The following is a 25,461-nucleotide window of genomic DNA, read 5'->3' on the forward strand; positions in this document are numbered from 1 at the left end:
GGAGGACGCTTTCCGCGGGCACGGCTCGAGCCTGTAGCCTCTCGCTCGTGTACCTGTCGCTTCGCTATCGGGACAGAAAACATTTGCTGTTCCCGCTGGAGTCGCCGCCTACCGCTCCAATCAACTGCGTCAACTTTATTTAAAAAAAGTGATCGAAAATTGACTCATTTTAACGTTTTAGGTTAATAAGCTCTTCTAAAATCGAATCAGAAGTTGTGATAATACGAGTGTTCGCTTGGAATCCACGCTGCGCAACAATCATGTCTGTGAATTCTTCAGATAGATCAACGTTAGACATTTCTAGGAAACCAGAGTTTATCGTACCAGCACCATTTTCTGATGCAAATGTGTACAATGCTGTTCCAGAATTACTACTTGGAGTATAGTAGTTACTGCCAGATTTCTCTAAACCTCCTGGATTAGGAAACTTAGCAGTCACTAATTTACCAGCGTTTTGAAGATTATTATTTGCATCTACAAAAGTTACAGTACCATCTTGAGATACAGACATACTCTTAGCATTTGTTGGAATACGAATTGGACCTACTCCATTTGTTGGTAAAGTCCCACCAGTTGGAACTGAGTATGTTGGCGGACCTGTTACTGGAGTTGATGTCGCACCAGTATTGGCGCTATTTTCAGTGAAGCCATACACATATTTCCCATCCCCATTAACTAAATAACCATTCGCATCCATATAGAAGTTCCCAGCCCGGGTATATTGTAAATTATCTAGAGTAACGTTAGTTCCCGGTGCTGGTTTTGCTGAAGATTCACCAACTATAAAAAAACCATCTCCCGATAAAGCAAGGTCAAGAGTATTACCTGTTGATTGTAAAGAACCTCCGGTATGAATTGTATCAATAGAAGCTAATTGAGACCCTAATCCTACTTGTTTTGGATTTACCCCACCTTGATTAGCAGAGGCACCAGATGCTCCAGATGTCGTCTGTGAAATAAGATCTTTAAAAACCGTACGACCTTTTTTAAATCCATATGTGTTTACGTTAGAGATGTTGTTCCCTATTACATCCAATTTTGTTTGGAAGTTTTTTAAGCCTGAAATACCTGAGTACATTGAGCGAATCATTAATTTTTTCTCCCTTCAATTTGTGTGCTAGCTTCAATCAGTCGGCTGCACATAGCATCCTTTACAGGTCCTGCTATAATTTTTTTAGTTTAGTACGATTGTACCGTCAATATTTGTGAATAATTGGTCTTTCGCTTCCGTGCGATTCATTGCGGTAATGACAGTGGAGTTCTTCGCACTGACGATTAATGCTGCTTGATCCATCAAAACTAGTGAGTCGTTCACACCTTTAGAGCGCGCTTCTGAAACTTTTTCGCTTACTATTTTCCACTCGGCTTCTGAAATATATATATTTCTTTCCTGCAAGCGCTGATTTGCATGCTTGCTTACCTTTAGCTCAGTGTTGACAGATGCTTCATGTAAATGCTGTAAGAAAGATTGTTTTTGTGAAGCTACTTGGCTTGATGTGATTGGTTGACGGATATTTGTATGCAGCGGAACACGATTTACAGAAATGTTGTCCATTGCATGTCTCCGTTCTTATTTACTTATGGATGTTATTTGATCTGCCGTTATGGATGTACCATTACTTAAGTTATAAACGATATTTCCACTTTTTTTGCTCACTGATTCAACAGTTGCGGAAGTTTCACTTGGTGTTTCTGTATCTGTGCCAGCAGGAGTATAACTTATTATTTTACCAATTAACAGGCTAGCGTCAACTAAACTATTAGAATTAGAGTTTAAACCACCAGAAAGTACTTCGGATATATTACCCGGGTTAATAACTTTCCCGCCTACCAAAGTGAATTCAACTTTTCCGTTTATAAATCTAATACCTGTAATCGCCCCAGTACCCTCACTTGTAATCGGATTACCATTTTCATCTTTTTTGTCTGTCAGTTCATGCCATTTTACGTTTTTACCAACAAAGCTACTGAATTCAATCATTTGACTTTGCTCTTGCACAGCAGCGAATTCCTTAAATGCTTCCGTTAAATTTGTCATTTGTTCTAATGAAGAAAATTGCGCCATCTGAGCAATGAATTGTGAATCATCCATTGGTTTCGTTGGATCTTGGTTTTGAAGCTGTGTCATTAGAATTTTTAAAAATGCATCCTTTCCTAATGTACTATTTCCAGTCGTAGTAGTTTTTTTCACCTGATTGGATAAATACATACTGTCGGTAATTTTAGTCATTTCAGCCACTTTCTAGACCTCCATTTCTTCTAAGAATTCTTGGAATGAAAACTGTTCTTCTATTTCTTCTTTACTATTTTCTTGTCGTTCTTGCTGTTGATTGAATGATTGTTGGAAATCTTGGTTCTTTTCTTGCCTTGTAGAATCTTGTAAAGCTTGTGTTATTTCTAGCTTCTCTAATTGTATATTTTGACCAGCAAAACCTTGTCGCAATTGACTTGAATTTGAATCTAACATTTCTTTGCCAAGTGCTGTTGAAGCTAATATTTTTGCAGTAAGCATTCCGTCTTTTTGAATCAACTCAATACGAATGGTACCAAGCTGCTCTGGAAATAGTTTTAAAACTAGTCTGTTAGCTCCACCTGCAAATCCAAATTGCACACGGTTCATCACTTTTTGTAATTCTTTTATGAATTCTTCTGACTGTGCGGCCTTATCCGTTGGTAATGTTAGGGAAACTGTTTCAACTTTCGTTTGAATAACTGTAGTAGTACTACCTTGTATATTTGTTGTAATTTCTTTCACTTCTGTTACTAGCTCTGGTTGAGCAGAGTTAGCAGTCGGTTTAACTACCATTTGCGTTTGAATAATCGGCTGTTTTAATAATTGTGGTATTAAAGCTGTATCATTTGTTGGTATTTTGCTTATGGTTTCTTTCATATTTACAAGTAGTTGCTTGAGATCAAAAAGTGTAGATTCTTCTTTGATGCCTAAATCTGATTTGTTTCCGATTAATTGAACCGTTTTTAATAGCTCCACTGCTTGTCTAGCTTCAGTTTCACTGCTCGGTCCTTGTCCCTTCAGAGAAGAAATGAGCGCATCTATAATTTTAGTTGCTTGTTCATTTATTCCAGCAAGTAAATCCCAGACATTTGACTCTATTTCACCATTAGAATCAGTATTATTATCTACATCAAGAATTTTATCTAAGAGCCCTTTTAATTCCTTATGGCTAACAGTTAATTCATCTGTACCTAGTAATGATTTAAGCTCTTCAATCGAATTTACATTAAGGATTGGCAGCATATCCTGCAGATCATTTCCTTCAACGTTTGCTTGTGGTGTAGAAATTGGTTGAATCTGTGAATTGGATAAGATTTGTCCAAATACAGAACCAAATTTCTGACTGCTATTCATATTAGTTTGCAGCTTGCTACCTACTTGAGTATTTGCATTTATAGTTGGGTTAACGATCAATGGCATTTTCACGTTTTTTCACCTCCCCTCAATGGATTATTATTACTGTTTCGACATCAATTCTGTATACTTGGCAGCATCTTCTGGCGTCATTTTCTCGTATATACTCGCCACTGTATCTGGTTTAAGACTTGTTAAAATTCGTAAAGCCTCTGCGTCACTCATTTTTGTAATTACAGGAGCGGCAGTTTTTGCTGACATTTTTTCAAAAGTTGAAACGATTTCTGCATAATCTCGCTTTGCACTCTCTTGGTCTCTAGTTAATTTTGCAATTTCATTTAATAATCGTTCTTGTTCTATTAAGAGGGCTTCTTTCTCATTTGCAGAATTCTGTAATTCTGTTTGAACTTTGTCAATTTGTGCTTCTTTTTGTTGAATCTCTGCTTGTAGGGTAACAACCCGCTCTTCTAGTACTTCTGTCTTTTTGTCTTCAGTTAAAACTTGTTCTTCACTAAAACCAGTGATCTCTTTTGCTTTTTCAAAAACATTAATATTAGCTATTTGAGCAATTACTAGTATGAGAAGTAAAGCAAATAAAAAAGGAATGATAAACAAATAAAAAAACATTTTTATTTTACTTATACCTTTTGTTTCGCCACTATTTTGTTCAATGCTTTTATTTGGTTTGTTCCGTTTAGCCATGCTTCTACTCACCTAATCTCTTTGTTTTGAAACTTCAAAGAAGATATTTCATCTAATTGAATGGTTTCTAGTCTTTGTTGCTCTTGTTGGAACTGTTCATGGTCTTTTTCTTGTATCTTTTCGAACTTTCTCACTTCTAATGATTTTTCGAGAAGTCTCTCTTCCATCCAATTCATTTTTGATCTTGCTTGGATAACTTCCTTTTGAACAATGTCTATTCTTTTTTGAAGTCCAACAATATAATTGGAATAATGATGGATACTGTCAACGGAAAGTCCTGAAGTCAGAAGGTTATTCTGATTGTCTACTGTATCTTCTTTTTTTTTCAACAAATTATAAAGTTCAGATGCAACTTTTTCAAAAGCCGATACCGATTCTTTGTAAGCTAACTCGGTTTCAGATTTTTCTTGTTCACGAATTGTTAAAACCTTTGCAAATTTAAACTGATAGGCAACCATTTATGAAACACCACCTGATAATTTCACTAATTCATCTACGGAGGATTCTAAAGACACTTTATCCAAATATCCTTGTTTTAGAAAAGATGTTATTAAAGGTTCATACTGTATCGCTTCATCAATTTCACGAGAAGTACCACGTTTATAGGCACCGATATTGATTAGATCTTCTGATTTATTGTACGTAAAATACAAGTCTCTCAACCTCTCTGCAGCCTTCACATGATCTTCATCTGAAATATGATTCATCAATCGACTGATGCTTTTCAAAACATTGATCGCAGGATACTGTCCTTTATTGGCTAGGGACCGATCTAACACAATATGACCGTCTAAAATACCACGGACTGTATCGGCTATTGGTTCATTCATATCATCACCATCAACCAATACTGTGTAAAACGCAGTGATCGTTCCATTTTCATTTGTGCCTGTGCGTTCTAGCAGCTTAGGTAAAATAGAAAATACGGAAGGTGTATAACCTCTTGTAGCTGGCGGCTCTCCAACCGCAAGACCTACTTCACGCTGTGCCATTGCTACACGAGTAACGGAATCCATCATGAGCATGACGTTTAATCCTTTGTCACGGAAATACTCTGCAATTGCTGTAGCAGTAAAAGCTCCTTTAATGCGCATCAAAGCTGGTTGGTCAGAGGTAGCAGCTACAACGATGGATTTTTCCAATCCTTCTTTTCCTAAATCTCTTTCGATAAACTCTCTAACTTCTCTGCCTCGTTCACCGATTAGCGCGATGACATTTAAGTCTGCATTAGTATTTCTAGCGATCATGCCCAGTAATGTACTTTTTCCTACTCCAGATCCAGCGAAAATACCTACCCTTTGACCTTTTCCGACCGTTAGCATACCATCTATCGCCTTTACACCCACTTCGATTTGTTCTTCTATAGGCGGTCTTGTTAACGGATTAGGGGAATCTTTCTCGGTTCCCACTGTCATTAACCCTTTAGGCAATACAGATCCATCTATTGGGTTTCCCATCGAATCTAATACTTTTCCAATTAGTTCCGGACCGACCTTAATCTCTAATGGATTATTTGTTCCTTCGACTAAACAACCTGTAGAAATTTCTCTAATATTTGTGTAAGGCATTAATACGACTATTTCTTCCTTAAATCCGACCACTTCAGCAAGAATTACGGAGGCTCCTGATTTCGTTGAGTTAATGTGAATTTTACAAACATCTCCAACTGAACTTTCAGGACCTTGTGACTCAATCATTAACCCAACTACTCGACTAACTCGACCATATTTTTTAAAGGTAGGTACGTTCGAAATTTGTTGAATCAAATCTACAGCCTTCATCACATTCACTCCATACTATCTAGAATATCTACTAGCTTACTTCGCAATTCTTGAACTTGCTCATCAATACTGACGACAATTCTTCCATGATTCGTTTCAATATAACAATCCGTATCATTCATATCTTCATCAACAAATATCATAAAAGGAACATCTATCGGAAAAATGGAGGAAAGTTCTTCCCTATTATTAGAAACAAGTTCAAAGTAAACTGGAGAAACATATAGTTTAATCTCTTTCATTTCTCTTGCTTCTTTTAAGCCTCTTTTAACAATGGATAAAAACAATTCATCATTTTCATCTAACTTCGTTGCAATAATTCTCTCTGCAGTTCGTATCGCTAGTTCTAGAATGACATGCTCTTGCTGCTGTAAGTAATTTGCAGCATTTTCATGTGCAGTTTTCATTGCATCATTAGCTAATTTCAATGAATTTTGCATATCTGCTTGCGCTTTTAAGCGACCTTCTTCTATACCTTGCATAAAGCCTTCATCATACGCTTGTTGTTGATAAGATACCTTCTCTTGCTCCCAATCATTTAACTGACTTTCGATATATAATTTAGTCTCTTCTATGTCTTTAGTTAAGAAAGATCTTTTCTCAGCGATCTCTTCGTTTACTTCTTCCATCATTTTATTTCGTTCTTGTGTAAGAACATCTAGAGTCAATGGCTCGTCTGTTTTCATCATTTCTTGAACTCGTAAATTCCTTATTTGAATGGGCTTTGAGTTTTCTTTTGTTTCATCCAAATATACATTTCGGAAAATTTTAGACAATGATGTCATCTCCTCCGCCACGAGCAATTATTATTTCGCCTGCGTCTTCCAACCTTCTAATTACAGTAACAATACGAGATTGAGCTTCTTCAACATCACGAAGGCGAACAGGTCCCATAATTTCCATTTCCTCTTTGAACGTTTCGGCCATACGTACCGACATATTTCGGAATATTACATCTTTAACCTCTTCACTAGAAACCTTCATAGAAAGAAGTAAATCTTCGTTTTCACAGTCACGAATAACTCGTTGAATAGAGCGATTATCAAGCGTAACGATATCTTCGAATACGAACATTCTTTTCTTGATCTCTTCGGCAAGCTCTGGATCCTGAATTTCTAATGCATCCAATATTGTTTTCTCTGTTGTTCGGTCTACACCGTTCAGTACTTCGACTACTGCATCGATACCGCCAGTTTCTGTGTAATCCTGCGTTACAGTTGAAGATAGCTTTCTTTCCAGTACAGACTCTATTTCACTAATTACTTCAGGCGAGGTGGAATCCATTGTAGCTATTCTTTTTGCAATATCCGCTTGTACTTCCTGCGGCAATGAAGAAAGAATGATTCCAGCCTGCTGCGCCTCTAAATAAGAAAGGATCAAGGCAATCGTTTGCGGATGTTCATTTTGTATAAAATTAAACAGCTGAGCTGGCTCTGCACGTCTGGCAAAATCAAATGGTCGAACTTGCAAGGAAGAAGTAAGACGATTAATAATAGCCTGTGCATGATCTGTACCTAAAGCTTTTTCTAGAACTGTTTTCGCGTAACCAATCCCACCCTGCGAAATATAGTCCTGCGCTAATGCAATATTGTGAAATTCTTCTATTATATCTTCTTTAATTTCAGGCTCTACTTTTTTTACACCTGAAATTTCAAGAGTTAAACGCTCAATTTCTTCTTCATTCAAATGCTTATAAATAGAAGCAGACACTTCTGGTCCGAGAGAAATTAATAAGAGCGCGGCTTTTTGTTTCCCACTTAAATCTTTTTCTTTCTTATTCATAGCCGTCCTCCCAATTAATTACGACACGGCGTAATCGTATCCAGATGTTGTAACCAGCGAGCCTGGTCTAAAATCTGTGACACCCGCCCGAGGCTTTAACATAATATTGAAAATAATAGTTAATCCTCTGCTATCCAAGTACGTAATAACTTTGCAAATTCTTCTGGCTTATCTTTCGCCATTTTCTCTAATTGTTTTCGTCTTAAAGTAGATTCAGTTTCTTTTTCTGTATTAATATCATCTACTTTTAGCTCTTCACGTTGCTCTTCTAGAATAAACATTTCTTCCTCATCGGTTTTTCTAGAGCGAAGTAAAGATACTACTAGAAGTATTATGGCAACAAGTAAAATTCCTCCGATTACATAGATCCACCAAGGAATTGTAGATTGTGTACTTGCAACAGTAGTTGCTTTTCCATTAAACGGTTGTACCGATACGACAATTTTTTCCTGCAATAATTCCTCTGTCAAATCTCCACCAGCTTCTTCATCAATAGAAGTCCGGATAATTGTTGCAAGAATTTGCTCTATATCTTGCTCTACACCGTCCGGCATAGTTGTTACATCCTCAGGATTAGGAGGTTCTACCATCACTTGAATCCCTATATCTCTAATTTTATATGGACTTTCTACTATTTCTTTTCGGATACGATTTACTTCACTATTAATCGTATCTTCATTTCGCTCATAATCACCGTTTGATGTGGAACCTTCAACATAGTTAGTAAAGTTATCAGTAGCATCTTCTGTTGTTGGAGTACCACCTGCTACAGGATTTTCACCTGTAAAGGTTTCAGAAATACGCTGCGCACTAATTTCAATTCCCACCATATTTTCTTCGTCAACAGGTTCTACTAAATTTTCTTCTCTATTTTCCTGTTTGAAGTCAATATCCGTAGTAACAGAGACAACTACTTTATCCTGCCCCATTAAAGTACCTAACATTGTTTGTACCTGACGTTGCAAATCACGTTCAATCGTTTTCTTGATCGACATTTGATCGCTGACGTTTGCACCTGCTGTGTTTGTATTTGCTTGTTCTAAGTCAAAGTACTCTAAGTATTGGTTTCTAATACTAATTTCCTCGGTAGGAAGATTCGGAATTGACTTCGAAACTAGGTTATACAAGGATAGAATCTGTGAATCCGTAAATTTGTACCCAGGCTCTGTGTTCAAAACAATCGCTGCACTTGCAGTTTCATTGCTTTGTGAAAGGAATACTCCCTCTTCCGGCAGAGTAATCATTACTTGGGCATCCTTTACCCCTTCCACACCTTTAATCAATTTTGCAAGCTCTGTTTGCATGGAAGCTAGCTTCAATACATTAAACTCGTTATCTGTCATACCAAATCCAGCATTTTGAGAAAAGAAGCTATAATCTATCATTCCCGACTGTGGATAGCCTTCTGCTGCTAATTGGACTAACAATGCATCAACCTGCTCTGCTGGTACTAAGATGGAGGTTCCGCCCGGTGCAATTTCATTTGGCACTCCTTGAGCATCTAACGTTTCTTTAATTCGTCCAATTTCAGATGGTGATACGTCTGTATATAGTGGAACAAAGTTAGTTCTATTCATCATAAATGTAATAATAATAGCTAGAATAATAATCGCTAACAAACTTCCAATCATTGTTCCTTTTTGCATTTTAGTGCGACTCTTCCAAAATGTTGTTACATCGCTCGTCATTTTTTTTATACGTTCATTCATTATTATCCTCCGGCTATGGTGAATATTTTTGCTCGATATTTAGCGATAACCGAGAGAGGTTACACTTGCATACGCATTATTTCTTGATAAGCTTCTACTACTTTGTTTCTAATTTCTAATGTTGCATTTAGTGTAATACTAGCTTTCTGTGAAGCAATCATAACATCGTGTAACTCAATATTCCCACCATTTATAAGTTTTTCAGTAGCTACATCGGAGGCTTTTTGATTTTCATTTACTGATTGAATTGCAGTCTTTAAAAAATCTCCAAAATCAGCTTGTGCTTCTGCTGGACTAACCTTTGAGGTTGTCGAAATTGGAGTTATTTGTGAAGGATTAAATAACGAAATGGATTCTATTGGCAATTTAAACTACACCCTCTTTCTTATTTTCCTATTTCTAATGCCTTAGACAACATAGCTTTGTTCGCATTAAAAACTGTTACATTCGCCTCATAAGATCTAGTTGCAGATATTAAATCAACCATTTCTCTTAGGGGATCAACATTTGGCATTTCTACATACCCATTTTCATCTGCATCAATATGTGTCGGATCATACACTAGTTTAAATGGCGTTTTTGTATCCTCTTTTATATCACTAACTTTCACACCATTACCGACACTTTTTTTATCAGAAGAACCAATAGCGACATTTAAAAAATTTGAAAAATTACCTTCTAGCGGCTTAAATGTTACTGATTTTCTTCTATATGCTTGCCATTCACCATTTACTTGCTTTGCTCTGGTTGTATCTACATTCGCCATATTGGAAGATATTACGTCCATTCTAAGTCTTTGAGCTGTTAATGCTGAAGCTGTTGTATTCATCCCGTGAAATATGGACATAATTAACCTCCTCCTTTTATAACTGTTTGTAGAGTATTTAACTTACCGCTCATTCTATCGATTAACGCGTTATAGTAAATTTGATTGGTTGCAAGATTCGCTTGCTCTTTATCCATGTCTACCCCATTGCCATTATGGTTATATCTAAGGTTGGAATAATCGAATACACCAGAAGAACTAGTTTTTGTTTCGAAATTTATATGTTTTTCTTGCGTTCTATGTGCTGAAATAGTGGATTGTTTAGCATTGGACAAATATTCCCCAAAGCTTACACTTTTCGCTTTATAGTTTGGCGTGTCGATATTTGCTATATTTTGCGCAATTGCCTTTTGTTTTGCCGCCGAGAAATCTAATCCTTTTTCTAAACTTGAAATTGCTCCACCAAATATACTCATTCTTTCACCTCATTACGTAAATAAATATTCGACATTTTTTTATTAATTATCTTTGAATATCACAATAATTTCATTGTAATGTTTATGTAACATTGTGTCTATTGAATTTTCACTATTTTAATAGGACTATATTCCTTTTAATTTGATAAGTATCGACATTTTGTGTCAATACTGGTCAATAATTAGAATTCTCTAAACTTTCTAGTAAAAAACAACTAGTATGAAGTAATTTTTTTCTCCTATAAAAAAAATCTCTTCCACTATAAGCGGAAGAGATTTTTTAAGTAATTTACTTACTTCATTTTAAGTTGAGCTAACTCTGCAAGAAATTTATCATTTAATACTTTAATATATGTCCCCTTCATCCCAAGAGATCTTGACTCAATTACACCAGCACTTTCTAGTTTGCGAAGCGCATTAACGATTACAGATCTTGTAATTCCGACGCGATCAGCAATTTTAGATGCTACGAGAAGACCTTCACTGCCATCTAACTCTTCAAAGATATGTTCAATTGCTTCTAATTCACTGTAAGACAATGAATTGATAGCCATTTGTACAACTGCTTTGCTACGAGCTTCCTCTTCGATTTCTTCCGATTTTTCACGTAGTATTTCCATACCAACAACTGTTGCACCATATTCGCCTAGTATTAAATCATCATCCTCGAACTCTTGTTTAAGACGTCCAAGGATTAATGTGCCTAAACGTTCTCCGCCACCAATAATTGGTACTATTGTTGTTAAACCATCTTTAAACAAATCACGGTTCTCTTCTGGGAACACAGAGTGCTCACTAAAAACATCTAAATTAGACGATGTTTCATCAACATGGAAAAGGTTCTTCGTATATTGTTCAGGGAATTGACGTTCTTCCATCATTTTAATCATACGATCATTTTCAATTTGTTGATGCACTTCAAAACCTAATAATTTCCCTTTTCTCGAAACGATGAAAGCATTACACTCGATTACTTCACTTAATGTAGCTGCCATTTCTTTAAAGTTTACTGGTTTACCAGCAGATGCTTGTAACATCGAGTTAATCTTTCTTGTTTTAGTTAATAAATTCATGAATAAAGTCCTCCAGTTAATTTTCTTAGTTATTTTAATATTCTAAAGGTTTTTAATTGTTTTAGATACTAATTTGATTTAGATTTATAAAATAAATTGAGATAAATCTCTATTTTTCACAATTTTGTCAAGTTTTCCGTCAATATATGCAGGTGTAATTTGAATATGAGCTGGCGAAATGTCAGAAGCTTCGTAAGAAAGGTCCTCTAATATTTTTTCTAAAATTGTGTGTAAACGTCTCGCTCCTATATTATCTGTCTCCTGATTGACTTCATAAGCAATTTCACCAATTAATTCAATAGATTCTTCTGTGAACGTAATTGTTACTCCTTCTGTTTCCAAAAGAGCTTCATATTGTTTTATAAGCGATTGGCGCGGCTCTTTTAAAATACGGACAAAATCTTCTTTTGTCAATTTTTCTAATTCTACACGAATTGGGAAACGCCCTTGTAACTCAGGTATCAAATCCGAAGGCTTTGCCATATGAAAAGCTCCCGCTGCAATAAACAATATATAATCCGTTTTTACAGCACCATACTTTGTCGTAACAGTAGATCCTTCTACAATTGGAAGAATATCTCGTTGAACACCTTCTCGTGAAACATCCGCAGAAGAACTAGCACTATTTTTACTTGCTATTTTGTCCATTTCATCGATAAATATGATACCAGTTTGTTCTGTTTTTTCAATTGCTATTTGAGAAAGTTCGTCTTTGTCTATCAGTTTGTTCGCTTCTTCTTGCATTAATACTTTTCGTGCATCTTTTACTTTCATTTTACGTTTTTTCTTTTTCTTCGGCATTAGATTTGATAAGGCGTCCTGCATATTCATACCCATACTCTCCATACCCGCTGGTTGTAGAGCATCAAACAATGAAGGTGATTGTTCTACTACCTCCACAGTGATAAACTCATCTTCTAATTTCCCGTCTCTTAAATCCTCGGCAATTTGCGAGCGTTTTAAACGTACATCTGTATCTTCTACATCTGTAGTCTCTTCTTCTTTCCCTCCAAATAATGCTTCAAATGGATTGGAACTAGCATTCTTTTTCTTCAAGGAAGGAACGAGTAATTTAACGATCGCATCGTTTGCCAAACGAATCGCTTGATCTTTTACTTCTTCCATCTTCTCCTCTCGAACAATTCGAATTGCTGCTTCTACTAAGTCTCTTACCATCGACTCTACATCTCTACCGACATAACCTACTTCGGTAAATTTTGTTGCCTCTACTTTTATAAAGGGAGCCTTCGTTAGTTTAGCAATCCTTCTAGCAATTTCTGTCTTTCCAACACCTGTAGGTCCAATCATTAAAATATTCTTCGGAATTACTTCGTTTTTCATCTCGTCATCCAGTAATTGTCGACGATATCGATTCCGAAGTGCAACGGCTACTGCTTTTTTGGCAGCGTCTTGACCAACGATATATTTATTTAAATGCTCTGTAATTTGTTTTGGGGTTAAGTTAGCTTCCTTCATTCACCTAATACCTCCACAATAATTTGATGGTTTGTAAATACACATATATCTGCAGCGGTAGTAAGCGCCGCTTTTGCAATTTCCTGTGCTGTCATATTCTCACCTGCATATTGCTTTAGAGCTCTACCAGCAGCTAATGCATAATTTCCACCAGAACCGATAGCTAGTATACCATCATCTGGCTCAATTACTTCTCCCGTTCCGGAAACAAGTAGCAAACTATTTTTGTCCATCACGAGTAGCATTGCCTCTAATTGACGTAGCATTTTATCTCCTCGCCATTGCTTAGCAAGCTCCACTGCTGCTCTTTGTAAATTCCCGTTATATTCTAAAAGCTTTCCTTCAAACATTTCAAAAAGTGTAAAAGCATCAGCAACGGAGCCTGCAAACCCTGCCACAACTTGACCGTTAAAAAGTCTTCTAACTTTTTTCGCGGTGTGCTTCATCACTACTTGGTTACCTAATGTCACCTGGCCATCCCCTGACATTGCCTGGCTTCCATTGTGACTAACTGCGAAAATCGTGGTTGCATGAATATTACCCATTTTTTATACCTCCAATATTTACGCACGCGGATGCGCATTCATATAAGTTTTACGTAAATGCTCTTTTGTAACATGTGTATAGATTTGAGTGGAAGACAAGCTGGAATGCCCCAGTAGCTCCTGCACACTTCTAAGATCTGCTCCATTATTCAGCAAATGAGTAGCGAATGTATGTCTGAGCATATGTGGATAAATAGTGGAATTAATAGAGGCTTTTTTCAACATTTGGTTTAAAATATACCTTATCCCATCAGTTGTTATATGTTCTCCTCTGCTATTGACGAATAAAAAAGTATGCGCAGTATTCTTCATTAGCTTCGGTCTACTATTTTGCAAATAATCGTCTATCGCTGCCAATGCAAAATCGCCTACTGGAATATATCGCTCTTTTCTTCCTTTCCCCATCACTCTTACAACTCCATAGCTCTCATCTATATGACGTAGTTCAATGGCTGTAAGTTCACTTACACGCATACCAGTCGCGTATAGTAATTCTAATATAGCTATATTTCGGATTGATAATGCATCAGTTCCTCTGTTTCCTTCAAACAACTGCTTTATTTCCTCTTCATAGAAAAAATGGGGAAGTTTTTTTTCTTTTTTAGGATGAAACAAAGATTGAAATGCATCATCTCGAATACTATATTCTTGATGTAGAAATTTATAATAAGAGCGAACGGAGGATATCTTCCTAGAAATCGAAGTTCTTGCAAGTTTCTGATCATATAATTTCGTTACGTACAATCTAGCATGAATATACTCAACCTCATTTAAATGAGTGACTCCCTCAATTTCTAGAAAAGACAGAAACTGCTTTATATCATTTTCGTACTCCTGAACTGTATGATTCGAATAATTTCTTTCTAATAGTATGTATTCCATAAAAGCATGAAGTTCTTCTAACCCTATAATGATTATCAACTCCACTCCAATATTTCTCCATTGTAAAAGCCTCTAAAAGTATACAACTTTTTTGAGGCTTTTAGCAATTATAACGCTGTACTTTTCATAAAATTTTGAATTGTCGACAACGCACGATTTGCTAATTGTTCGACTTTCGCTTTTTTATCTCTTACTTTTGGTTGCAATTCAGGGAATAAACCAAAGTTAATATTCATAGGTTGGAAGTTTTTTGGATTCGCTTCTGTAATATATCTCGCCATGCTTCCAAGTGCTGTTTCAGCTGGAAAAACGACTAATTCTTCCCCTTTGGCTAGCCTTGCTGCATTAATGCCAGCTAATAATCCACTGCCTGCTGACTCCACATACCCTTCAACACCCGTCATTTGACCGGCAAAGAAAATTTGTTTATTAGCTTTTAGCTGATAAGTTGGTTCTAATACATATGGCGAATTAATGAACGTGTTACGATGCATGACACCATAACGCACAATTTCCACATTTTCAAGACCAGGTATTAGCTTCAATACCTCTTTTTGTGGTCCCCATTTTAAATGTGTCTGGAAACCAACAATATTATAAAGTGTCCCAGCACCATCGTCCTGTCTTAGCTGAACTACGGCATATGGGCGTTTGCCTGTTTTAGGATCTTCTAGTCCCACAGGTTTCATCGGGCCAAATAGTAATGTCTTACGCCCACGCTCAGCCATTACCTCAACTGGCATACAGCCTTCAAAGTAAATTTCTTTTTCAAATTCTTTTAGTGGCACTACTTCCGCAGCTATCAATGCATCGTAAAAGCGATTAAACTCATCCTCAGTCATTGGACAATTTAGATAAGCAGCTTCCCCTTTATCATATCTTGATTTTAGATAAACTTTATCCATATCAATGCTATCTTTTTCTACAATAGGAGCTGCTGCATCATAGAAATACAAATAGTCTTGCCCAGTCATTTCTTTCACTTTTTCAGCAAGAGCTGGAGAAGTTAATGGACCAGTGGCGATAACAGTAATTCCTTCTGGGATTTCTGTTACTTCTTCATTAACAATTTCTATTAACGGATGATTGCGTATAGCTTCTGTAACTCTACCAGAGAAATCATGCCTGTCAACAGCAAGCGCGCCACCGGCAGGTACACTACTATTATCTGCAGATTGTATAATAAGCGAGTCCAGCATACGCATTTCTTCTTTAATAACGCCTACAGCATTCGTTAAGTTGTTTGCTCTAAGCGAATTGGAGCACACCAATTCAGCAAATTTGTCCGTATGATGCGCTGGCGTTTGTTTAACAGGTCGCATTTCATAAAGACGTACTTTTATACCTCTTTTAGCTATTTGCCACGCTGCCTCACTTCCTGCAAGTCCTGCGCCAATAACGTTTACTATTTCAGTCATGTCGTATCCTTCTTTCTAACTTTGCGGATCTTCTTTATAATCACACGCAACACATTGTATTTGTATACCTTTTTTTAATTTCTTTTCGACTAACATTTCATTACATTTCGGACATGGTCGGCTGATCGGCTTGTCCCATGAAACAAAATCACATGTTGGATATTGGTTACATCCATAAAACAAACGCTTTGTTTTACTTTTTCGTTCCACAATTTGACCTTCTCCACACGCTCGACAAGGGACACCTATTTCCTTAATGATTGCCTTTGTATTACGACATTCCGGAAAATTACTGCAGGCCATAAATTTACCATATCGCCCTAGTTTATATACCATTGGTGAACCACAGTTTTCACAATCTTCCCCTGTTGGTTCATCTTTAATAACGATTTTCTCCATCTCAGCATCTGCATACACAACCCGCTTCTCAAAATCTTGATAGAAGCCATCAATAACTTCCACCCATTTTACCTGTCCCTCTTCAACACTATCCAAATCTCTTTCCATCTGGGCAGTGAACTCTATATCTAAAATTTCTGGGAAGAATTCTAATACGAGGTGATGGACAATTGTTCCAAGTTCAGTAGGAACAAAACGCTTCGTCTCTAAAGCAACATACCCACGTTTTTGTATAGTATCTAAAGTTGGAGCATAAGTAGAAGGTCTACCTATCCCTAACTCTTCTAAAGTCTTTACAAGTCTTGCCTCCGAGTATCTTGGAGGGGGTTGAGTAAAATGTTGCTTCGGATCAATGGACAACGCATTAACTTTATCTCCAACTTCTAGAACTGGTAATAACTTATCCTTATCGTCTGTTTGATCATCAGAACCTTCTACGTACACCTTCATAAATCCAGGGAATTTGACTTGTGAACCATTTGCTCTAAAGTAAACTTCTCCATTTTTAAGGTCAACAGCTACTGTGTCTAGTATAGCAGATGCCATTTGGCTTGCTATAAAACGTTCCCATATTAGCTTGTATAATTTTAGTTGGTCACGAGATAGAATAGCTTTTAGCTCATTAGGAGTTCTTAGGACACTTGTAGGTCTGACAGCTTCGTGGGCATCTTGTGCCTTTTTCGATTGCTTTTCCACCTTCTTCGTAGAAATGTAATCAGAACCAAATTCATTTTTGATATATTCTTGCGCCTCAGCTTTAGCACTATCCGAAATTCTTGTTGAATCTGTTCTCATATAGGTAATCAACCCGATCGTCCCTTGTTTTTTACCTAAGTCGATTCCCTCATATAATTGCTGTGCTAGCATCATTGTTTTTCTAGCTCTGAAATTTAGTTTTCTTGCTGCTTCCTGTTGAAGGGAAGATGTCGTAAAGGAAGGTGCTGGATTACGTTTTCGTTCTTTTTTCACAACATTTGCAACTTCAAACTTCTTGCCCTTCATTAACTTCAGTACTTCTTTTACTTCTTCTTCATTAGAAAGTTTTCTTTTTTCTTTCTCACTTCCATAATAAAGTGCATCAAAGGCTTTCTTATTTTTATCAAATTGTCCTTCAATTGTCCAATACTCTTCTGGTGTGAAATTATTAATTTCATTTTCTCGATCAATGATCAAACGAAGAGCTACAGATTGCACTCGGCCTGCTGAAAGGCCTTTTTTCACTTTCTTCCATAAAATAGGACTTATATTGTATCCTACAAGTCTGTCTAAAATTCTTCTTGCTTGTTGAGCATCTACTAGATCCATATTTATTGGTCTAGGATGTTTAAACGATTCTAAAATCGCTTCTTTAGTAATCTCATTAAATACTACGCGGCAATCTGATTCAATATCAACATTTAATGAGTTTGCCAAGTGCCATGCTATTGCTTCTCCTTCTCTGTCGGGGTCAGCCGCGAGATAAATTTTCTTCGCTTTTTTTGCTGCTGTTTTTAATTCTTGTAGTACCGGGCCTTTACCCCTGATTGTTATATACTTTGGTTCGTAATTATTTTCCGTATCGACACCCATTTGACTTCTAGGTAAATCACGAACGTGACCAATCGATGCTTTGACTTTATATTTTTTTCCAAGATATTTTTCTATTGTTTTTGCCTTTGCTGGCGATTCAACAATTACCAAATAATCCGACATAAATCTGCCTCCTTATAGAAGGTAACTCGCTTTAATCTTCAAAACAAATACCTGTTGCAAAATGTATACCAGTTTTCTCATAAAAGCAAGACTTTTCATTTTTTTGTTTTTTATTTATTTAACTCTTCTAGTATTTGATGACCATTCCACACTGGTTTTGCGCCTTCTAATATTAGCAAATGCGGGCCAATAGAAAGTGGCGAGTGTATAGATCCCGGAATCGCAAAAATCTCCTTACCATTTTCTAATGCGTGCTCCATTGTGGAAACTGTACCACTCTTTTTTGTCGCTTCTGTAATAATGACTCCTTTGGAAAGCCCACTAATAATTCGATTTCTCATTGGAAAATTCCACTTTTGGGGTGTTATATAGGGAGGGTACTCTGTTAATAATAGCTGATTTTTCTCCATTTCGTTAGCTAATTTAAGATTTTGTTTAGGATATACATGAAATAATCCGGTTCCGAGGACTGCAATCGTATTTCCACCTAAGCTCATCGTTATTTGATGGGCCAATGTATCTGCACCCTTGGCCAGACCACTAATAATTACATACTCTTCGTTTATTAAGGGAGGTAGTATTACCTTAATACTTTCAGCGGAATAACTAGTCGCCTCTCTTGAACCTATAATTGCTATTTTTTTAGAGTTCGCAAGTAATTCTAACCTACCCTTTACGTATATTACGGTGGGAGGATCATATAAATCTAGTAAACTTTTAGGATAGTTGGGATCAGAAAACAGAATGGGGGTAATCGAATGTTTTTCATACATTTGACGCATCGGAGTTTCGACAAATTCTCGAAACATTTTTTGGAGTTTAATCGCGCGTTCGAGGGAAATTTTAAATAATTTCGACAAAAAATGAGGGGATATTTCTTCTAAATCAGCTAGTTTGGGGTCATATTCAAGTAAAGGTTGTAGCTTATTTAAAGGTACTGGAAAAACATAATGTAAAGCTAAAAGTCGGTTAATAAATTGATTATTATTCATTGGTTTCCTCCTTTATTTATATAACTAGTTTAGTATTGTTTGTCCTTCCAAGCGTAGGATTTTTTTAAGAAAAACCGAGCAAAATAGACGCCCGGTCCTTTAATAACCTAGATATGCCATTGATTTCTGCTCCGGGCGGACACTTTCCGCCGGCATGGCTTTACCTGCGTCCACCTGAAACGAAAATCAGTAGGATTCTTCATTCTCGAAAGACCCATGAATCCAGTGTTTACGTTACACTTTTATATATTTTTTCTTTTAAAAAAATACGGCAACATCAGAGATGTGCCGTACTTTTCTATTAATGTGTTTTACAAGAATCGTAAATACCTGCTTCTTTAATTGCTTCGATTAAAGTTTCACCAATAACAGATGGAGTTGCTGCAACCTTCATGCCTGCTGCTTCCATTGCTTTGATTTTACCTTCTGCAGTACCTTGACCACCGGAAATAATAGCTCCTGCATGACCCATACGTTTACCAGGAGGTGCAGTTTGACCACCGATGAATCCAATGACAGGTTTTGTCATATTTGCTTTGATCCACTCCGCTGCCTCTTCTTCTGCAGTTCCACCAATTTCCCCGATCATTACTGCTGCATATGTGTCTGGGTCATCGTTGAATTCTTTTAGAACATCGATGAAGTTAGTTCCGTTAACAGGATCTCCACCAATTCCTACAGAAGTAGATTGTCCAATACCTGCGTCAGATAATTGAAGAACTGCTTCATATGTTAGTGTTCCTGAACGTGAAACAACTCCTACATGACCTTTAGTGTTAATGTAGCCTGGCATAATACCAATTTTACATTCATCTGCAGTAATTACACCTGGGCAGTTCGGTCCGACTAGACGAGTTTTCTTACCTTCCATGTAACGTTTTACGTTAACCATGTCTAGTACTGGGATATGCTCTGTAATACAAATAGTCATATCTAAGTCTGCATCAACAGCTTCTAAAATTGCATCTGCAGCAAATGGTGCTGGAACGTAAATTACTGAAACGTTTGCGCCAGTAGCTTTAACAGCATCTTCAACTGTATTGAAAACTGGAACTCCTTCTACTTCTGTTCCACCTTTACCAGGTGTTACCCCAGCAACGATTTTAGTTCCATATTCTAACATTTGTTTTGTATGGAAAAGAGCAGTTGAGCCCGTAATTCCTTGTACAATTACTTTAGTATCTTTATTAATATATACGCTCACTTTTTGTCCCTGCCTTTCTTATCCTACAAGATTAACGATTTTTTGAGCACCGTCTGCCATTGAGTCTGCTGCAACGATATTTAAGCCTGATTCATTTAATAATTTTTTACCTAAATCTACATTAGTACCTTCTAAACGAACTACAAGTGGCACTTCTAAACCTAATTCTTTCGCTGCAATAATAACACCTTCAGCGATAATGTCACACTTCATAATTCCACCGAAGATATTAACAAAAATACCTTTTACGTTTTTATCAGAAAGGATGATTTTGAATGCTTCTGTAACTTTTTCAGCAGTCGCGCCGCCCCCAACGTCAAGGAAGTTTGCGGGTGATCCGCCGTAATAGCTAATTGTATCCATTGTTGCCATAGCTAGTCCAGCTCCATTAACCATACAACCAATATTTCCATCTAAAGAAATATAGCTAAGGTCATATTTTGAAGCTTCGATTTCTTTTGGATCCTCTTCATCATAATCACGCATTTCTAAAATGTCTTTATGACGATATAATGCGTTACCATCGAAATTGAATTTTGCATCAAGCGCTAAAACATTGTCATCAGCAGTTACTACTAATGGATTAATTTCAACAATTGAAGCATCTTTTTCTTTATAAACTTGATATAATCCAAGCATAAATTTAGCTGCTTTGTTCACAAGTTTAGCTGGAATATTCATATTAAATGCCATACGACGTGCTTGGAAGCCTGTTAAGCCTACAACTGGATCGATCTCTTCATAGAAAAGTTTTTCAGGAGTATTTGCAGCCACTTCTTCAATGTCCATACCGCCTTCTTCAGAGCCCATTAATGTTACACGTGAAGTTGAACGATCTAGAACTAGACCTACATAATATTCCTTCTTAATGTCGCTTCCTTCTTCGATAAGTAAACGTTTAATCTCTTTACCTTCAGGACCAGTTTGGTGAGTAACAAGTACTTTACCTAATAGTTCCTTCGCGTATTCACGTACCTCATCTAGATTTTTTGCGATTTTTACTCCACCAGCTTTACCACGTCCACCTGCGTGGATTTGAGCTTTAACAACAATAACGCTTGATCCTAATTCTTTTGCTGCTTTCACTGCCTCTTCAGGTGAGAAAGCTACAATTCCGTTAGAAACTGCTACGCCATATTGTCTAAGGAGTTGTTTACCTTGATATTCATGGATATTCATCTTTCATCCTCCAATCAAACTTATGTCAAGTAATTTACTACCGTTCTCATTGTATTAAAAGTGTCACATCTTGTCCACAAAAGTATGATATTTACCTAAAACAGCTAATATTCAGATAATGTGTCGCAGTTTAAAATTTACTACCTTTTTCCTTATCAATTTTATAAATATACGCAAAGACTTCTGCTACCGCTTGGTACAACTCCTCAGGTATCGATTGATTGATATCTAATTGTCCAAGAAGTTCAACTAAACTTGGATCCTCTTGAACTGGCACATTATGTTGCTGTGCTTTCGCCAAAATATTTTCTGCTATTTTCCCTTTTCCTTTAGCAACTATTTTAGGCGCATCGTTATTCCCAGGATTATATGTGAGAGCTACCGCTTCTTTTCGAGTGTATCTTTCTTCCTTCATATTCGAATGTCTACTCCTTGTACATCAAAGGTGTTAGCTTTTGCATTTAATGCAGAGCCCAATTTTTGTTCCTCGAAAGTTTTGACGAATATACCTGATAATTGATAGCCTACCGAGGATAGTCCTACCTTTAATGTTTCTTTAAACTTTTCAGATAGTGATCCCAATTGCGTATCATTATTATATAAAGTTATGGAAACCACTCTATTTTGTACCTGCATATCTACGACAGTTTCCTTTAAAGTATCTAATTGCAAATAAAACATGATTCTAGCAAAATCAGAGTCAATTTTACCATCCTCTTTCATTCTTCCGTTCCACTCGAGTGTCGCATCCATTTTTTTACCTAAAAACTCTAAGGGAACCTGCATTAGCAACTGATGCTGAGGACCATTTTCACTCGATAGAATTTGTAATCCATTCATTCGTACTAATACCGCTTCTGCACTTTCTTTTACCGCTGTAGAAATGCTTTGATTTTGTAATAACTCTACTATTTGTGGTTTTAACTGGGAAGCTAATTGTCTTATTTCGTCGCTATTATTTGCTAACTTCGCTTCATAACCAAATCCAAGTGATTTTAAGACTTCTTTCATTGCATGTTCGAACGCTTTTCCATCTAGCTGTTGGATTACTTGTTGTTCCGCTTGAATTATCGAATTATTACTTGTGGAACTACTAGCTATATTCATTATTTGCTGCAACGTCTGAGCAACTGTTTCCATGGTAGATCCTTTACCTAATAATGACACTAAATGGTCCTTGGGGGTCAGCCCATTCAAATCCTTCGAGAAGATTGCTTGCTGACTTTGCTCTGCAAATACTTTTGTCAAAGCATTGTTAAGTACTTGGAGTTGATTAGGCTGATTATCATTTTTGAGTAAAGCTAAAATCTCACTTTTTTGGTTTGTCGTTAAAGAAGGCTGTTGATTTATCCAGCTACGTAATTGATCTAACATTTGACCTTTTTCTAGTGGATCAGCTTGACCAAACTTTAATAATAAGTCTCCTGCTGAATTTACCATCGCTGACTGACCAGTAATAGGAATTGGATTAGTAGGGCTTGCAGTAGCTGGTAAAACATTGGCACCCTTCAAAGTTTGTAGCATTAGTATTCGTGATGCTAGTGGTTGTTGTCCGTTTTGTAGAACATCTATCTGTTTTCCAAGTATCGCTCCAGCAACTGGCCCATTAAATGGTTCTGCTATTTTTTGCAGATTTTGAAGGATATTATTTTTTAAGATTGGTACTACAGTTTGATCCTGCTGTAATTGCAATTGGAAATTTTGTAAAACAGAATGCAATCCATCAGTTGATTTACCACTCATCACTGTCTGCAACATCGTAGCTGTTAAAGGCAGTTTCATTTCCACTATTTTTTGAATAGCCTCAAGTGCAGCTTTTATCGTTATATCTTTTGGAAGCTGTTTTAATAGTTGTTCTACTTGCATCAGTGTATCTTTAGAAACGGGTAATTGTTGTTTAATAAAATACTGGATAGCTGCTTGCATTTCAGTTGTTTTTGGTAAATTCATCGCCTGTAATAATTGCTGTCCTTGCTGTGCCAATGATTTCCCTTCTGTAAGTGGTCCTGTTACTATTTTTAACTGTAGTTCAGGAGCCATTTTTTCTACTTGAAAAAAATGAGAATCTCCAGCTTTTAAAGGAGTCTCTAATTTTGCGATTACTTTTTGATTTCCTATTTGTACTTCTGCTGTTTGGTTCGGGTACAATTTTTTAATTGTACCGTGAACCACTTGTCCTTCCCTTAGTGGTGCTTGTTTTAAAGAAGCTGTTCCAGAAGCATTTTGTGTTTGGATGGTAGAAAAAGTAGTGGATGTCAAGTTATCACCTCATTCTTAAGATAGATTTGATCGGTTCGAATGTTTTTCGGTGATGCTCAATCGGGCCATATTGCTCAATCATTTCGATATGCAGCTTTGTGCCATAGCCTGCATGTTTGTTAAACAAATACATGGGGAATTGCTCGTGTAACTGATCCATATATTCGTCTCGAGCCGTCTTTGCTAATATGGATGCCGCTGCAATTGCCAAGCTTTTTGCGTCACCTTTTATGATGGAATGCGTTTCGATGTCAATCGGTAGTTTCATGGCATCTGCCAATACTACATTTGGTCTTACTTTTAAGTTTAAAACGACCTCAGTCATTGATTGTCTCGTTGCTTCATAAATATTCAGTTCATCTATTTTTTCGACAGATTGAAAGTGGATACTGTATGCGATAGCATGCTTTTTAATCATTATTGCTAGTTCATCTCGTTTATTTCTAGACAATTGTTTTGAATCATTTAAGCCAACTAGTTCTTTTATATAATTTGGTAGGATTACAGCGGCTGTCACTACTGGCCCAGCAAGCGGGCCTCTACCAGCTTCATCCACCCCGGCCACTAAATCATTGGTCCGAGAGCAATAACTACTATCAAATTTTATTTTTTCTTCATGTGCTTCAAGCTCTAATAACGCCAGCTGTTGTTTTCTTTTCCAGCTTGTCCATAGCTTTCGAGCTCCTACCCGCTCATCTTTTTCTAACTCTGTAATCCAAGATTCTGCCCCTGTTGATTGCTCTAGTTTTTCTTTTATCTCTTTTAAACTTAACATTTTATTCACATTATCTTTCTATAACTTAATCTATGTATCGGCAAATATGTATTTAATTGAATAATTTCACATGCTTTAGAAAGGATAAAACCCTTTTTACCGGTTGGCAAAAAGGGTATCATGACTGTTTAATATTCTTCCACAAAATCAAATGTTAATCTACCTAAATTTAAATTCCGGACGTCTCTAACTATAAGTTCTGAAACTTGATCATAATCGATTTCGGTACCGTTTGTATAACATCTTCTTAGCTTTCCAATATGGTCAAATGTTACTACTAAATCTTCGCTGACCTCTTTTAATTGATACCGTTCTTCCATCCGTTTTGGATAGTGGTCCTGCAAAAAGTTTAAGCCGTACACTGCTAAATCTTCCATATTGATTACTGCATCCTTAATAGCACCAGTTAGGGCAAGCTTGTAGCCGACTTGCTGATCCTCGAATTTTGGCCACAGAATACCAGGTGTGTCTAACAATTCAATTTCTCTTTCGACTTTGATCCATTGCTGTTTTTTCGTAACACCCGGCGTATTACCCGTTCTCGCAATGTTTTTCTTTGCAAATCGGTTAATCAAAGTTGATTTGCCCACATTCGGTATTCCAACAATCATTGCACGTATCGCTCTAGGTTTTATGCCTCTGTCCTTCATGCGGTCCCATTTAGGCTTTAAAAGCTCTTTTGCCGCCTTAAATACAGTTTGGAGCCCTTTTCCTTCTAAAGAGTTAATCGCTACTGCAGGATGCCCTTTTTTCTCAAAATAAGCAATCCACTTTTTCGTTTGTGATTCATCTGCCATATCCATTTTATTGAGTATGAGTAGTCTCGTTTTCTGATGTATTACATCATCAATCATTGGATTTCTAGAAGATAGCGGTAAACGTGCATCGATTAATTCGAAAACAATATCCACTAATTTTAAGTTTTCAGTTACTTCTCTTCTTGCTTTGGCCATATGACCAGGAAACCATTGAATTGTCATATTG

26 protein-coding genes are annotated in these 25,461 nt (G+C 36.7%); all 26 read right to left on the minus strand.

Going from position 1 to position 25,461, the window contains the following annotated elements:
* Positions 1-169 precede the first annotated feature (169 nt).
* Positions 170-1,090, minus strand: coding sequence for a flagellar basal body rod protein FlgG (gene flgG, locus ACIQX2_RS00705; protein WP_402845945.1), 921 nt, complete (start codon positions 1,088-1,090; stop codon positions 170-172).
* Positions 1,091-1,174: 84 nt separating this feature from the next.
* Entirely contained in the window at positions 1,175-1,555 is a 381-nt protein-coding gene (locus ACIQX2_RS00710; RefSeq protein ID WP_402845947.1) for a TIGR02530 family flagellar biosynthesis protein, read from the minus strand.
* Positions 1,556-1,570: 15 nt separating this feature from the next.
* The gene (gene flgD, locus ACIQX2_RS00715) at positions 1,571-2,230 is read right to left on the minus strand and encodes a flagellar hook assembly protein FlgD (RefSeq protein ID WP_402847461.1); all 660 of its coding nucleotides are present in this window, start codon (positions 2,228-2,230) and stop codon (positions 1,571-1,573) included.
* 12 nt (positions 2,231-2,242) lie between these two features.
* Positions 2,243-3,433 (minus strand): flagellar hook-length control protein FliK, encoded by a 1,191-nt coding sequence (locus ACIQX2_RS00720; RefSeq protein WP_402847463.1) that lies wholly within the window; start codon positions 3,431-3,433, stop codon positions 2,243-2,245.
* A 36-nt stretch (positions 3,434-3,469) separates the two neighbouring features.
* Entirely contained in the window at positions 3,470-4,069 is a 600-nt protein-coding gene (locus ACIQX2_RS00725) for a MotE family protein (RefSeq protein ID WP_402845949.1), read from the minus strand.
* Between the two features lie 8 nt (positions 4,070-4,077).
* Positions 4,078-4,527, minus strand: a complete 450-nt coding sequence (gene fliJ, locus ACIQX2_RS00730; protein WP_402845952.1) for a flagellar export protein FliJ — start codon at positions 4,525-4,527, stop codon at positions 4,078-4,080.
* Entirely contained in the window at positions 4,528-5,850 is a 1,323-nt protein-coding gene (fliI, locus tag ACIQX2_RS00735) for a flagellar protein export ATPase FliI (RefSeq protein ID WP_402845954.1), read from the minus strand.
* 5 nt (positions 5,851-5,855) lie between these two features.
* Positions 5,856-6,635, minus strand: a complete 780-nt coding sequence (gene fliH, locus ACIQX2_RS00740; RefSeq protein ID WP_402845956.1) for a flagellar assembly protein FliH — start codon at positions 6,633-6,635, stop codon at positions 5,856-5,858.
* Positions 6,619-7,632, minus strand: coding sequence for a flagellar motor switch protein FliG (gene fliG / locus ACIQX2_RS00745; protein WP_090562587.1), 1,014 nt, complete (start codon positions 7,630-7,632; stop codon positions 6,619-6,621). The genes fliH and fliG overlap by 17 nt, the downstream gene beginning before the upstream one ends.
* Positions 7,633-7,751: 119 nt before the next feature.
* Complete coding sequence (gene fliF, locus ACIQX2_RS00750) at positions 7,752-9,341, minus strand: flagellar basal-body MS-ring/collar protein FliF (RefSeq protein ID WP_402845959.1); 1,590 nt, start codon at positions 9,339-9,341, stop codon at positions 7,752-7,754.
* A 59-nt stretch (positions 9,342-9,400) separates the two neighbouring features.
* Positions 9,401-9,667, minus strand: coding sequence for a flagellar hook-basal body complex protein FliE (gene fliE / locus ACIQX2_RS00755; protein WP_483880196.1), 267 nt, complete (start codon positions 9,665-9,667; stop codon positions 9,401-9,403).
* 59 nt (positions 9,668-9,726) lie between these two features.
* Complete coding sequence (gene flgC / locus ACIQX2_RS00760) at positions 9,727-10,188, minus strand: flagellar basal body rod protein FlgC (RefSeq protein WP_402845962.1); 462 nt, start codon at positions 10,186-10,188, stop codon at positions 9,727-9,729.
* 2 nt (positions 10,189-10,190) lie between these two features.
* Positions 10,191-10,583 (minus strand): flagellar basal body rod protein FlgB, encoded by a 393-nt coding sequence (gene flgB, locus ACIQX2_RS00765; protein WP_402845964.1) that lies wholly within the window; start codon positions 10,581-10,583, stop codon positions 10,191-10,193.
* A 293-nt stretch (positions 10,584-10,876) separates the two neighbouring features.
* Entirely contained in the window at positions 10,877-11,656 is a 780-nt protein-coding gene (gene codY, locus ACIQX2_RS00770; protein ID WP_402845966.1) for a GTP-sensing pleiotropic transcriptional regulator CodY, read from the minus strand.
* A gap of 84 nt (positions 11,657-11,740) precedes the next feature.
* The gene (hslU, locus tag ACIQX2_RS00775; protein ID WP_402845968.1) at positions 11,741-13,132 is read right to left on the minus strand and encodes an ATP-dependent protease ATPase subunit HslU; all 1,392 of its coding nucleotides are present in this window, start codon (positions 13,130-13,132) and stop codon (positions 11,741-11,743) included.
* Positions 13,129-13,677: an ATP-dependent protease subunit HslV gene (gene hslV, locus ACIQX2_RS00780; protein ID WP_093060085.1), complete on the minus strand. Its 549-nt coding sequence runs from the start codon at positions 13,675-13,677 to the stop codon at positions 13,129-13,131. The genes hslU and hslV overlap by 4 nt, the downstream gene beginning before the upstream one ends.
* Positions 13,678-13,695: 18 nt before the next feature.
* A complete protein-coding gene (gene xerC / locus ACIQX2_RS00785) occupies positions 13,696-14,595 on the minus strand; it encodes a tyrosine recombinase XerC (RefSeq protein WP_402847464.1) in 900 nt (299 codons plus the stop codon).
* Positions 14,596-14,666: 71 nt separating this feature from the next.
* Positions 14,667-15,977, minus strand: a complete 1,311-nt coding sequence (trmFO, locus tag ACIQX2_RS00790; protein WP_402845971.1) for an FADH(2)-oxidizing methylenetetrahydrofolate--tRNA-(uracil(54)-C(5))-methyltransferase TrmFO — start codon at positions 15,975-15,977, stop codon at positions 14,667-14,669.
* A 15-nt stretch (positions 15,978-15,992) separates the two neighbouring features.
* The gene (topA, locus tag ACIQX2_RS00795; protein WP_402845972.1) at positions 15,993-18,068 is read right to left on the minus strand and encodes a type I DNA topoisomerase; all 2,076 of its coding nucleotides are present in this window, start codon (positions 18,066-18,068) and stop codon (positions 15,993-15,995) included.
* 110 nt (positions 18,069-18,178) lie between these two features.
* The gene (gene dprA / locus ACIQX2_RS00800) at positions 18,179-19,060 is read right to left on the minus strand and encodes a DNA-processing protein DprA (RefSeq protein ID WP_402845974.1); all 882 of its coding nucleotides are present in this window, start codon (positions 19,058-19,060) and stop codon (positions 18,179-18,181) included.
* Between the two features lie 301 nt (positions 19,061-19,361).
* Complete coding sequence (gene sucD, locus ACIQX2_RS00805) at positions 19,362-20,264, minus strand: succinate--CoA ligase subunit alpha (RefSeq protein ID WP_093060077.1); 903 nt, start codon at positions 20,262-20,264, stop codon at positions 19,362-19,364.
* Positions 20,265-20,282: 18 nt separating this feature from the next.
* Complete coding sequence (gene sucC / locus ACIQX2_RS00810; RefSeq protein WP_093060075.1) at positions 20,283-21,443, minus strand: ADP-forming succinate--CoA ligase subunit beta; 1,161 nt, start codon at positions 21,441-21,443, stop codon at positions 20,283-20,285.
* A 130-nt stretch (positions 21,444-21,573) separates the two neighbouring features.
* Complete coding sequence (locus ACIQX2_RS00815) at positions 21,574-21,858, minus strand: EscU/YscU/HrcU family type III secretion system export apparatus switch protein (protein WP_402845976.1); 285 nt, start codon at positions 21,856-21,858, stop codon at positions 21,574-21,576.
* A complete protein-coding gene (locus ACIQX2_RS00820; protein ID WP_402845978.1) occupies positions 21,855-23,702 on the minus strand; it encodes a hypothetical protein in 1,848 nt (615 codons plus the stop codon). The genes ACIQX2_RS00815 and ACIQX2_RS00820 overlap by 4 nt, the downstream gene beginning before the upstream one ends.
* A gap of 4 nt (positions 23,703-23,706) precedes the next feature.
* Complete coding sequence (locus tag ACIQX2_RS00825; RefSeq protein WP_402847465.1) at positions 23,707-24,477, minus strand: ribonuclease HII; 771 nt, start codon at positions 24,475-24,477, stop codon at positions 23,707-23,709.
* A 128-nt stretch (positions 24,478-24,605) separates the two neighbouring features.
* A complete protein-coding gene (gene ylqF, locus ACIQX2_RS00830) occupies positions 24,606-25,457 on the minus strand; it encodes a ribosome biogenesis GTPase YlqF (protein WP_402845980.1) in 852 nt (283 codons plus the stop codon).
* Between the last annotated feature and the right edge of the window lie 4 nt (positions 25,458-25,461).

Source organism: Psychrobacillus sp. NPDC096623 (assembly GCF_044762655.1).
Lineage (GTDB): Bacteria > Bacillota > Bacilli > Bacillales_A > Planococcaceae > Psychrobacillus.